At 37.6% G+C, this 12,994-nt stretch carries 10 protein-coding genes; 7 read left to right on the plus strand and 3 right to left on the minus strand.

Features of this window, described 5'->3' with window-relative positions:
- Positions 1–74: 74 nt before the first annotated feature.
- The 4 genes from B096_RS0106130 (at position 75) to B096_RS0106145 (ending at position 3,385) form a co-directional block, all read left to right on the plus strand.
- The gene (locus B096_RS0106130) at positions 75–842 is read left to right on the plus strand and encodes an inositol monophosphatase family protein (RefSeq protein WP_018579877.1); all 768 of its coding nucleotides are present in this window, start codon (positions 75–77) and stop codon (positions 840–842) included.
- Positions 843–852: 10 nt separating this feature from the next.
- Entirely contained in the window at positions 853–1,620 is a 768-nt protein-coding gene (locus tag B096_RS0106135; protein WP_018579878.1) for an inositol monophosphatase family protein, read from the plus strand.
- A 2-nt stretch (positions 1,621–1,622) separates the two neighbouring features.
- The gene (locus tag B096_RS0106140; protein ID WP_018579879.1) at positions 1,623–2,450 is read left to right on the plus strand and encodes an alpha/beta hydrolase; all 828 of its coding nucleotides are present in this window, start codon (positions 1,623–1,625) and stop codon (positions 2,448–2,450) included.
- 86 nt (positions 2,451–2,536) lie between these two features.
- Entirely contained in the window at positions 2,537–3,385 is an 849-nt protein-coding gene (locus B096_RS0106145; RefSeq protein WP_018579880.1) for an AraC family transcriptional regulator, read from the plus strand.
- Positions 3,386–3,495: 110 nt separating this feature from the next.
- Here B096_RS0106145 and B096_RS0106150 read toward each other — a convergent pair whose 3' ends face one another.
- On the minus strand, positions 3,496–6,660 hold the full coding sequence (locus B096_RS0106150; protein WP_018579881.1) for a polysaccharide lyase family 8 super-sandwich domain-containing protein: 3,165 nt from the start codon (positions 6,658–6,660) through the stop codon (positions 3,496–3,498).
- A gap of 231 nt (positions 6,661–6,891) precedes the next feature.
- On the opposite strand from B096_RS0106150, the gene B096_RS0106155 reads away from it, so the two are divergent.
- A complete protein-coding gene (locus B096_RS0106155) occupies positions 6,892–8,199 on the plus strand; it encodes a D-alanyl-D-alanine carboxypeptidase family protein (RefSeq protein ID WP_018579882.1) in 1,308 nt (435 codons plus the stop codon).
- A gap of 44 nt (positions 8,200–8,243) precedes the next feature.
- On the opposite strand, the gene nfsA is transcribed toward B096_RS0106155, so the two are convergent.
- Positions 8,244–8,993, minus strand: coding sequence for an oxygen-insensitive NADPH nitroreductase (gene nfsA, locus B096_RS0106160; RefSeq protein WP_018579883.1), 750 nt, complete (start codon positions 8,991–8,993; stop codon positions 8,244–8,246).
- A gap of 92 nt (positions 8,994–9,085) precedes the next feature.
- On the opposite strand from nfsA, the gene B096_RS0106165 reads away from it, so the two are divergent.
- Positions 9,086–9,769, plus strand: coding sequence for a DsbA family oxidoreductase (locus tag B096_RS0106165; RefSeq protein ID WP_018579884.1), 684 nt, complete (start codon positions 9,086–9,088; stop codon positions 9,767–9,769).
- 75 nt (positions 9,770–9,844) lie between these two features.
- A complete protein-coding gene (locus B096_RS0106170) occupies positions 9,845–11,458 on the plus strand; it encodes a hypothetical protein (protein ID WP_018579885.1) in 1,614 nt (537 codons plus the stop codon).
- 66 nt (positions 11,459–11,524) lie between these two features.
- Here the strand turns inward: B096_RS0106170 and B096_RS0106175 are convergent, their stop codons facing one another.
- Positions 11,525–12,922, minus strand: coding sequence for an MATE family efflux transporter (locus B096_RS0106175; RefSeq protein ID WP_018579886.1), 1,398 nt, complete (start codon positions 12,920–12,922; stop codon positions 11,525–11,527).
- Positions 12,923–12,994: the final 72 nt, after the last annotated feature.

A 12,994-nucleotide genomic window follows, 5' to 3' on the forward strand; every position in this document is an offset into this window, starting at 1 on the left:
TAAAAGGATGTAGGGTTTTTTTACTATACATATCTGATCGGAAAGGTTTATAATAATAAGACGGAGGCGTTGATATGAATAAAAAAGCAGAGTTTACAATTACGCTCGTACGTGAAGCAGGCGAACGTATTAAAGCAATGATGAACGAAGAGATTGATGTAAATCTAAAATCATCACGATCTGATTTTGTGACCAATGTGGACAAACAAACTGAAATGTTTCTCGTTGCTGGCATTCAAGCGGCTTATGAAAATCAAAACTTCTTAACAGAAGAAAAAACGGTTGAACAAGAAGGTATGGAACATCTGTGGATTATTGATCCTATTGATGGTACGACAAACTTCATTTACCAGAAACAAAACTTTAGTATTTCTGTCGGTTATTATCATCTTGGGAAACCCATTTTTGGAGTCGTCTATGATGTCATGGCTAATGAAATGTTTGTAGGGATTATGGGTGAAGGCGCTTATCTTAATGGGGTTAAACTTCAGATGTTGAATCAAGAGACTGAATTGAAAGATTCAATCATTTCAGGTGATGTTTATCGACCAGGTCTGTTCAAATTAACACCACATGAATTAAAACCGCTATTTATAACACATCGATTTTTAGGTTCGGGGGCGCTTGAAGTCTGTCATATTGCTGCAGGGCGTTGGCAATCATATGTATTTCCAAGTTTGAAAATTTGGGACTTTGCTGCAGCCGTTATTGTCCTCCAATGTGTTGGGGGAACCTATCATTTTGGAGATTTAGAAGATGACCTGTATTTTGATAATGAACCGCGTGTCTTTATTGCAGCATCTAACCCAATCATTAAAGAGAGTCTAAAAGCATTAGTATAAGGAGAAGTCTATGCAATCAAAATTAGCATTCGCAAAAGAACTTGTGTATGAAGCAGGGGAGTATGTTCGCGAGCATATGAAAGAAGATTTAAATATTGATACAAAATCAGCTCGAAATGATTTTGTAACCAATGTGGATAAAGGTACTGAACAATTTTTAGTGGATAAAATTAATGCTGCCTATTCAGCCCAAAATTTTATTACTGAGGAAAAGATGGTTGAATCGAAGGGACTCGATAACTTATGGATTATTGATCCGATTGATGGGACATCAAATTTTATTTTTGAGAAACGTAACTTTGCCATCTCAGTGGGATACTATGAAGATCAAGCCCCTGTATTTGGAATTGTCTATGACGTAAGTCGCGACGAAATGTATGTGGGTGTTGAAGGTGAGGGTGCATATCTTAATGATGTTAAACTTCCAATGTTACCACAAGAAAAGAGCCTCGATGACGCCGTGGTATATTCAGATACAAAAACACTCGACGTCATGTTTGGTGATGCAGTTCAAGCGAATGATGCATTTATGTCCGTACGTTATATGGGTGCTGCTTCTCTTGAAATATGTGGCGTAGCCGCAGGTCGTCATCAAGTGTACTTATCACGACGCTTGAAGGTATGGGATATAGCTGCTGCCACAATTATTCTTCGAGCTGTAGGTGGTGCATTCACTTACGATACATGCGATAATAAGATTATATTGAAAGATCAAAATTATGAGTTTATGTGTGCAGTCAATCCAACTGTTATTCAGGAACTTAAAGATAGGAGATAAACATGGAATCTTATTTAAAGATTAGTGATGAGGTTTCACTGCGTTATGCAGTTGATTTAGTTGATAAACCCAAAGCAATTGTGTTGATTAATCATGGGTTTGCGGAGCATTTAGGTCGTTATGACCATGTTGCGAAATATTTTAATGAATCAGGATTTAGTGTATATCGTTATGATTTACGAGGTCATGGTCGTACAGACTCCCCCAAAGGACATCTAGATTCATATTTATCCTTTATTTCTGATTGTAATGAGATGGTTAAGTTTGTAAAAGATGAAAATATTGGTGTACCTGTGTTTATGCTAGGACACAGTATGGGTGGCTTGGTGACGACAATGTATGGTATTGCCCATCCTTATGAATTAAAAGGCCAAATATTATCTGGACCTGCAGTTGCACCACTCCCTCCGGTTCGAGGTAGAATGGGAAAAGTTTTAAATGTTGTCGGTAAATCGTTTAAGAAAGTCAATATTCGAAACGTTGTCGAGGATGATATTTGTTCTGTACCTGAAGTTGTGACCGCATATAAAAATGATCCAGAGGTGCTTCATGAGGCAACCGCAGGGTTTATGCGTGAATTTTTAATTAAAGCACCTGATTTTGTAGCAAAGAATGTATCACGTTATCGTTATCCTGTTCTCATTTGTCATGGTGAGGAAGATAAAGTGGTTCCGGTGGAAGTTGGACAGTGGCTTTATGAAAATATAAGTTCAAAAAACAAACAATTAATCACATATCCAAATCTATATCATGAAATCCTTAATGAAACGATGTATCCAGAAATTTTGGAAACAATGGTCGAATGGATGAATATTCAACTCAATAAATAACCCTTCTCGGAGGGTTATTTATTTATCACAAGAAATGACCGTTTTGAATAAATCCAATCATTTATACTGTATATGGAGGTCGTAATATGAATACACTTGAGCATTTACAACATGCAGTTGATTATATTGAGGGTCATCTTGAAGATTTTTTGAGTTTAGAAATGATTGCAGAACAAGCGGGCTATTCTCCATATTACTTTCATCATTTATTCTCGTCTTTAGCGGGAATTGGAGTCATGGATTATGTTCGTAAACGTCGTTTAACCCATGCAGGAACGCTTTTAATCAAAGAACAAGGTAAGGTTATCGATCTGGCTGTTTGCTTTGGTTATGAGACTTCTGAGGCGTTTAGTAAAGCATTTAAGAAACAACATCATTACACTCCAAGTGAAATTAGACGCCAAGAAGGTTCGTTACAAACGACATTTCCGTTGAATTTCAAAAAAATGACAAAAGGAGCTGAGATAATGAAAATGCGTATCATCGAAAAACCTGCTTTAAATATTGCGGGGTATCAAAAAACATTCTGTTATGAGGATGGGTCGAATTTAAGAGAAATTCCTCAATTTTGGAATGAGATTAATTCGGATCAACGTGATCTAGACTTATTTAGACGTAATGACCAAAAAATTAAGGGAGTTGTAGGTCTCTGCCAGCAGGGTGATGATGGGATGATGACTTACCTAATTGGAACGTCGTGTGACCCTCAAGCAGATTTGGTGAATGTTGAGATGGTTAAAAGTCGTTGGCTTGTATTTGATGCTGTTGGTCCATTGCCACAAGCAGTTCAAGATACATGGGCAAAGATTGTTCGTGAGTTCTTACCAACGTGTGAGTATGAGATTGATGAATCAGTCGATTTAGAAGTTTATTCCGACGATGATCCTTGTGACGATTCGCTTGTGACCGAAATTTGGTTGAAAATTAAAGACTAATATCAAGCGATATCATGGTAATAAAATAAAAACAGCATCATGTCGGATTTCCTTCAAGATGCTGTTTTTATTATATATAATTAACAAAACCTGTTAATGCGGGGATAAGATTATTTTTCTTTACGTTTTAATATAATTCCAATACCCATAAACATTAAAGCCATAAAGGAATGGGATTGTGTTTGAATGCCTGTTTGTGGTAAGGCCGTAGTTGTTAGGGGATTAGTACCTGAAGTCGTAGTTTTTGGAGCTTTAGTTTTTTCGACTTCTACCTCTGTATTTTTTGAATCTCCATCAACAATTTCAATTTCCACATCAGGTTTTGAAGGCGAATCGATTACTTCCTTATCAGGATTTTGAGGAGCAGTACTTGGTTTTTCGATAGGATCTTCAATATCTAAAAGTACGAGAGAATCGAAGGCCGTTTGTAAATCAAACAGTATTTGTTCGAGATCTTCTAGGGTTCGATTAGGGTCTGTTAATGTTGTGGCCGCAAGTGTACGTGTAGCGATGAGAACATCGCGTGAAGCATCCGTGTATGCTGTTAAATTGAGGGTGTCAATCGTTTTTATAAGGTTTTCAATACGTTGTTGCGTCTCATCTTCAAGAGCTTGCGTATCCAAACGTACTTCGATAAGGCTTGAAGCTCCTTCAAGTTCTTTGGTATTAATCGTAAATTGATTTTCGTTCTGTGTAATGTTGTCGTCCATGTGTGTCACGGATTGATAAGGGCGATTGAGTGTTAAGATAATCTCATCTTCAACATGTTTTGGATCACTTACTGCAATCAACAAGGAACGATTATTTTTTACTTGTGCTGTTACGGATGCAGAACGGTCGACGTGAATTCCTTCAATATCGGCGCCTTCTACACCCCATACATTCATAGCTAAAACGGTATCTGTTTTGATTGCTTGAATCAGGTTGTTGTTTTGAAGTATTTCTAAAGTGTTTGTGTTCGCGTAGTCACGAATGGCTGTTTCGTCACGATTTGGAATTATAACATATTCATAGGATCCATTTGTCACGGATTGTCCATGGTTTATTCCGAGTTTGAAAAAGTCTGAATGGTATTCCGTTTTATCATCGAACATTAAGTTTTGATCTACAAATTTTCCGCTGTGTTTATCGTTGGAGAGGGTTACTTCGGTAGTTTGTGGAAAGTAGTAGCCAAAAGTCCCTTTATCACCGTTGTCTAGAATAAGAGTATCGCCATCTTCAAGTGTTAGTGTATTAAGTTCTGTGAGGACAGAATTGTTGTGTTTAATTACGGCATGATCGTCTACTTTACGATTTTCAATCGTCGTTTCGATTGAATTGGGGGATGTTCCTGTAATATTTGCCCCAAGTGCGACAATAACATCATCTAAGAAGAACCATGATTTTTGAGCGCGTAAATCCATACCATTATTAAATGTATTTGAATTATAAAACATTCCGGCACTGCCTATTGCTCCAGTGGATGAACCACCAACCCAAGCTTGTTTGGAAAGTTTTCGATGGAGTGCTTTGTTTGCAAGGGGACGTGTGTCTACCGTAGTTCCAGGAAGACGATATTTATCAACTGCAGCCCAATAGGTTCCATCGTATTGATTGATATCATTATCGGTATAAAGGTAAAGCATGCCACTACCAGTATGCCATCCTTGCATATTCTCATTATTAATTGATTCATAATTTGAGATGCGTTTAGAGAACATGCTTAAGGCAGCGGTATAGTCGTGATTTCGATTTACTACACGATCCATTGAACCATAAATTTTAACATGTTGTGTTGATTCCAAAGATGGGATTTGATCATCTTCGAAGATTTGTTTAGCTTTAATCAACGATTCAAAATCACGAGTTCGACTGAAATAATCATGATAACGATCAGAAGCAATAATCCATTCTTTTAAGTGTTGTTTATAAGTTGATTTAAGAGGTTCTGGGGCTGCATCTGCAATAAGCATAATGTTGGCGATACTTTCTTTTCCAGTATCAAATTCTTGAGCCGTTGGACTCATGTAAGGTGCTCGAGAAATGCTGCGGCCATTGACCATCGACATCATTTTTCCTTTGTACATCAAAGGGATGTATCCTTCATCAATGAGTGTATAAATATTCTGCATGGTTGCAGGATCCATGGCCCATGGTGTATCAGCTACGATAGAGGCAATTTTACCAATACCTTTCACAAGATCATTTCCATAGGTTCCAAGATATGCAATATCTTTGTGCTGAACTAAAGAGCCATCTTTATACAAGCCATCACCATGTGATACATACTGTACTACTTCTGGCATTTCTTGTTTTACATAATCCAATAATGCAGCATCTTGTTTCATGATACCGACCCCTAAAGTAATTAAACCGACATCTGTTTTATTTGCTCCGGTTGCAGGTGCACCGTTTAATAAAGTTGTTAGATTGGTATTGTATGTCTCAATGCCCTTGAGATAACGAAGGACATCATCATGTTCAATATAATTGCCAACAATGGATAGAATATCAAGCAGACGCATCGGAATACCAATTTGCCAATCCCACCAGTTTCCGTGTGTTTTAATGGTAAATGGACTGCCATACATTGCATCATTAACGAGAAAATCTAACTGTTGGACGATAAAATTTAGAGTTTGTTCATCTTGATAATACTTACTGCCAAAGGTTCCAAAGGCAATTGTTATCGATTTTAAATTTGTAAATTGTCGAGTGTTATGCGCCGCAACCGTTTTTTGATCATCGTTACCCCATGGGAAAGGAGCATTTTCGGTGAGGTCAAGGGTTGCAAATGCTTCATCTGCTTTTCCATCAACAACGTCGATATAGGCCTTGATATGGTCGTCATTAAGGTTGATGGATTCATTTCCCACTGCGCGTTCTTGCCAACGCGTAGCCATGAGTTGATAATTTGCATCGACGTCATCCGAAGTAACTTTAAATTCGATGGCTTGTTTAGGTGCAGATTCTTTGTCTGAGTGCACAAAAATGGTAACATTACCTTCTTTAATACCAGTAACAAGACCTTGTTCTGAAACCGTTGCAATCGCATTGTCGGAACTTTCAAATCGGCCATCATTTTTTAACAAGGGTGTCAGAAATTTACGTTGACCCGTTGATAGTGTTTGAATTTGATTCGATGCTAAATCAATGTTTACCGGTTTACTTTCGGCATTAAAAAAAAGTGGACGTGTGCGATTAAATTGTGTTGGTTCTTCAGCATGGATGGTTAGAGCATTAGAACCGAGTACGAGCGCGAGCCCAGTGCAAATAATAGTTCGTGTATGTTTCATTGTATCCTCCCTTTGAATACGCTTACAGATGAATTCTACAATTAAGTATGCATTTGGTCAATTGATGCATTGAATTCTACAAGTGTTTGGTTAAAAAGTGAAAATGAAAGGTTCTATAAAATATCTTTAATTTTTTATCAGGATAAATACAGGATATTGTATAGTTATAAGTGGATATGAAAGAAATAAAATGAGATAATTAAGCGTATATTGGAATTAAGGGGATGTAAGATGAAAAAAAATTTACAAGAGAAAAAGTACTTAATCATGAGTGGAGCGCTCGGTATAACTTTAATTGGGCTCTTGATTATGGCCTATATGATGTCGGGCGCCACGATTCGAGCAATAGATGATCGTAATATTCTTGTGGAGAAGGATAGTGACGTGACGATGGCAACCATTCACGATAAAATAGTTGTTGATCCAAAAGAGGCGGAATATGAAATAATGGTTGTTACGGAAAAAGGGGAAATTTCAGTTCAGGACCACAATGATGAAATAATTAAAAAACGCAAACTTGAAATAGAACCTCAGGGTTTACTTGTTGAAGGGGATTTAAAACTTAGAGTATTCTTAAAAGAAAATATAAAACGTGATGTTGTCCTCAATATTCAAACCGAAGATACAAAAGAACCAAAAATCGTTATTATGCATGATGGTAAAGAAATTAACGAAGATGAAATTACCCTAGCTGTTGATGATAAAAAAGTGACGGCAATCGCAAAGGATTATGCTTTTGGTGTTCTGACAGCACCCTTAAAAGTTAATGTCAAAGGAACGATAAATTATAGTACTCCGGGAACCTATGCTGTTCTTTACAGTGTCGATGATAATGTTAATAAAGCTGAACGTAAGTTTTCGGTAGTTATTCAAGAAGAACCTGTTGAACAAACACCGGATACAGATCATGAGAATCGTGAGAATGAAACGAAGAATCAAGAACAACACGAAAGTCCGGCTGATTATGATAGTGGATCTACACCAACGATAGTTGATTCGCATTCGGAATTAGTTTTGGTGAATAAACATCGTGCATTATCTCGTGACTTTGTACCGAATCTTAGTTATATTCCTGCAGCATATGCTGTGAGTGAAGGGTATGAAGCAACACCCAATACAGTAGCAGCATTTGTTAAAATGGTGGATGCGTTGTACGATGAGACGGGATTATGGCTTTTAACAACATCTTCTTATCGTGGATATGATTTCCAAGAAGAATTGTATTCGAATTATGTATCACTTCATGGGCAAGAACAGGCAGATTTAATGTCGGCGCGTCCAGGTCATTCTGAACACCAAACGGGTCTGGTTATCGATGTGGTGACACCGGGAGGAGATATGTTTGCTTTCTCAGAAACGCATCAATCTCTATGGGTTCATCGAAACGCTCATCGTTTCGGTTTTATTGTTCGTTATCAATCTGGGAAAGAGCATATTACGGGATATCAACCCGAAGCATGGCACTTGCGTTATGTCGGTGTCGATGCGGCTACAGATATTTATAATAGCGGTCTTACCTTGGATGAGTACTTAAATTAGAAAAAAATCTATCAACCGAAAGGGAGATAGATTTTTATTTTATTTTATTTTTTTGCGAGATTTTGTTCTTGCATATATTGCATCAATTTCATACGACCGGGATGCTTACGTCCCATACTGCTTTGAATTTGGTTAGTAAAACTATCAATTCGCTTGTTTGCATCACGAAGATCATAATACTCTGTCACCGTAGCATCATACTCTTTCATAGCTTCTGTAAGTGTCTCGCTATGAGCATATGTATTTTCGAAATGCATAAGATGTTGTGGCATTCGCGGCTTTAATTGTGGTGCTTGATTTGGATAGCCAAAGCCCAAGCCCAATACTGGGAATGCGTATTCTGGAAGATCTAGTAATTCAATCATTGCTTTGGCGTCATTTAGAATGCTTCCAAGAAAGACCCCTCCTAACCCAAGACTTTCAAGTGCAACCATCGTATTTTGCGCAGCGAGTATGGCATCGGTGTAACCGACCATCATCCGATCAAAGGTTTGAAGGACATCTAAATCTTGGACGTTTTTTTCAATTGCGATTTGTGCATTACGATGTTGGTCAATCACAAAGATAAAGAGATGTCCGACATCCGCAATATAAGGTTGACCACCAATTTGTGCGATGGCCTTTTTCTTTTCGGGATCGGTAATACTGATAATTGAGTAAGATTGCATAAAATTACTTGTAGATGTTGATTGTGCCACCTTCACCAGTGTATCGATAATTTCTTGTGAAATGGGTTCTTGCGTAAACTGGCGAATTGTACGGTGATTCAGCTGTTGTTTAATTGTTTGATTCATATTGCCTCCTTGACTTGATTATACCATGGGGGGCATATTGTTGGCACACCTTTCGCATAACCTATACAATAAGTACATTAGAGGTGAATGATATGAAAGTACAAGTATGGTCAGATTTTGTTTGCCCGTTTTGTTATGTGGGTAAAAGACATTTAGAACAAGCGATTAAGGAATTAGGACAAGATATTGAAGTGGAATTTATGAGTTTTGAATTGGATCCACAGTATAGAGACAATCCAGATTTAAACATCCACGAGATGTTGGCTCAAAAATATAACATCTCTGTTGATGAAGCACGTTTAAATAATGAACGAGTTGGCGCGATGGCTGCACAAGTCGGCTTAAACTATGATTTTGATGCTATGAAGTATACGAATACATTTAATGCGCATAAAGTATTTCAATATGCGAAATTCAAAGGTCTTGGTAATGAATACAGCGAAAAGTTAATGGATGCTTATTTTTCTAAAGGTGTTTATTTAAATGATCTTGATGCCTTAATTGAATTGGGTGTCACAGTTGGGCTTGATGCGGAAGGCATAAAAAATGCTTTTGAATCCGATGAATTCGGACTCAGTGTTCGTCAAGACGAACAGTGGGCACAGATGATTGGAGCTCGCGGAGTACCTCATTTTGTCATCGATGATCAAGTGTCGCTCTCTGGAGCACAACCTGTAGAAACATTTAAATCAGCACTGCAACATGTGGAAACCTTAAATGCACAAAAAAATGATGCGATGATGTGTTCCGATGGTATGTGTACGATTCATGAATAAAGCTAGTTCCGACTAGCTTTTTATTTGCACAAAGCCTTATAAATCGGTAATATATAAGAAGATGGAGGTTTTACAATGAATAAACGAAAATCAATACAAATCGGGATTGTCGTCATCGTTTTTATACTTCTCGATGTCTGGTTTGGTAATACGTATCACTATATGGATATCGGCTCGATGCTTTACTTGAGTGCCTTTATTTTGGTGATCGCAGGAATTTTATTTATTGATCGAAACAATTATAAAAAATTCTTTAATACATTTGGAATTATAGCAGGCGCTTTTGTCATTATTTTCTTAATTGGAAGTGTCACGTCATCCCGAATGATTAATGCGAAACGTTATGCAAATGTTTTAGGTCAAGTAAGACCCGTTGAGTTTAAAGATCTTTATGGTGAAGATCACAATATTGAAGTCTCTTATGTTGATAAGGATTCCGCGATTCTTTCGGCAGAGAAAAAGATGGGGGAACTTAGTGAAGTATCATCCCGTTTTGATATTAATACAAATGAATTTACACAGATTAATTATCAAGGCAAAATGGCTCGTGTAGCGCCCTTTGTCTACGCGGATACTTTCAAAAAGTATACAAACTTTTCCACAGGCGTTCCCTATTATGTGCTTGTGACGACAGGTGACGGAAATATGAATGCGAAAGCAGAAATTGTAACGTTACCGACACCAATAAAATATTATCCAGGGGCGCCATTACAATATGATTTAAGACGTCATGTGGCCTTACATCACAAATTTAGTTATCTGGATGATTGGAATTTTGAAATCGATGATAAAGGTCATCCTTACTGGATTGTGCAATCCATTACGAAACGCGTTGGTATTTGGGGTGCGAAAGATATGGATTCTTTAATTGTTGTGGATGCCGTTTCGGGTGAAACATCGCGATATAACCTTGATGAAATACCGGAATGGGTTGATTCAGTATATCCTACCGATATGATGTTATCACACGCAAAAGATCACTTTACATTAAAAGGTGGTTATTTTAACTCCTTCATGCAACAACAAGGGGTAATGGCTGTAGATCAACAGGAAGGATCTTACAACTACGTTACAATCGATGATGAAATCTATATTTTTACAGGAATTCGACCTATTAAATTAGATTCAAGTTCAACAACAGGATTATTATTTATGAACAAGCGTACGGGAGAAACTTTACAAATGGATCTTCCAGGTGTTTCTATAACGGCCGCTGAAATGACATCAGTTGGGTCGATACAAGAAAAAGGGTATACCCCAACAACACCAATCCTTCAAAATGTTGGTGGGTTCCCAACGTATGTCATGTCTTTAAAAGATACATCAAGCGTTGTGCGTGGATTCTCAATGGTGAATTATCAAGACTATACAAAATCTGCGGTAGGTGACACGTATCTACTTTCTGAGAAAAATTATTTAAACGCAATGGGAAGTCAGGTCGGAATCGTTCCTGAGGAAATTGTTGAAAAAGATGGCATCGTATCAGATGTCCGTCAAGTAATTATTGATGGCAACACATATTATATGATGCGCCTTGAAGGTGATGAGGTTATTTACCAAGCAAACTTGATTTTAAATGATGAGCTTGCATTCTTAATGCCGGGTGCTCGCGTAAAAATCACTACAAATGGGACAAAGGTTGTTTCCTTTGACTTAACCAAAGAAGATAAACCCAAACCAAGTGCTTAAATGAAACGTAAGACACGACTCAGTCGTGTCTTTTTCTATAAAAAAATCCGATACAAATGTATCGGACTATGATTCGAATTCGAGTATAAAGGCTTCTTCTTGTTTTTCTTCCTCAGCAAGGTTTACAATCCATTTTTCCTTGTTTACAAATCGTAAAGCAAGAACCATCTTAAGGACATCTGTTGACTGTCCAATAATATATAACCAAAGAATGCTTAAATCGGTGGTATACGTTGCGATGCCAACTGCAACCAAGTTAACACACCACATATACCCTGAGTCAAGTAGGAGTGTTGAACGTGTATCGCCACCTGCACGAAGAATAAAGTAACATGTTGTATTAATGACATAGATACTAAATAACGGTGCTTGAATTCTTAAGAATGTTTGAGCGGTCCACATCGCTTCCGCAGATACGGAATAAATCTTGGGAATAACAAAGGTAGATCCTAAAAGTAATGTTCCAAAGACAGCACTGAGTAATACACCAAAACCAATTAAACGATATCCATTTTCACGTGCTTCATCCAAGCGGTTTCCACCAAGGGGTTGTGACACAAGAATGGTAATTGCGACCGACATACCGGCATTCATCGTAAAAAACATATCCGAAACCGTGGTAGCAATCGAGTAACCGGAGATTACTTCGGCACCACGTGTTGCATAGAAACGCAATAATAGAGCCATGCCAGAAGCCCATAGAACTTCATTTAAAGCAAGTGGGAATGCTTTAACGGTAATTCGCTTAACAAGTATTTTCGAAATATCGAATAAATCTCTAATGCGGGTTTTAAACGCATAATTTCCGGTAACTAAGAAATAACTGATAAAGGTTAATTCCACACAACGTGCTATAAAGGTACCAATCGCACCTCCAAGAACACCTAGACGCGGTGCACCAAAATTACCATAAATCAAACAATAATTAAAACAGAAGTTTGTAATCATTGAAATAACACTAGCAACAAGCGGTGTTTTTGAATCACCGGTTGCTCTCATTGAACCAGCAATGGCCAATGTAAATAAGTTGGGAATAAATGCCAACGCACACACGTAAATATACCTCATACCTTGCTCAATTACTTTTGGATCCTTAACAAAGAACCGGATAATATTTCCTGGAAAAAGTAATGCGAGGATGACGAATGTACTCATTATCAACATAGATGTTAGAATTGAGAAACGGAATGTTTGCTTCATATGTTCTTCGTCTCTTGCCCCGAAGAATTGTGCCATAAATACAGCCGATGCAGCAATCACACCATTGGTTCCAAAAACAGCGATAATAAAGTAACGATTTACGGTCGCAACGCCCGACAATGCATGGTCACCGAGCTGACCGATCATCAAGTTATCAAGTAAGTTTACAGACGTACTGATAAGTTGTTGTAGCATTAACGGAATTGCAATGAATAAAGCCTTTTTGTAAAAGTCTTTATCGCCTACAAATCGCTTTAGATTCATCGTTTCGACCTCCTTCTAAAAACGCTAAGACTATCATATAGAAAGAGCAAGATAATATCAATTGAAAAACAC

Origin of the sequence: Erysipelothrix tonsillarum DSM 14972, from assembly GCF_000373785.1 — a bacterium.
Taxonomy (GTDB): Bacteria; Bacillota_I; Bacilli_A; order Erysipelotrichales; family Erysipelotrichaceae; genus Erysipelothrix; species Erysipelothrix tonsillarum.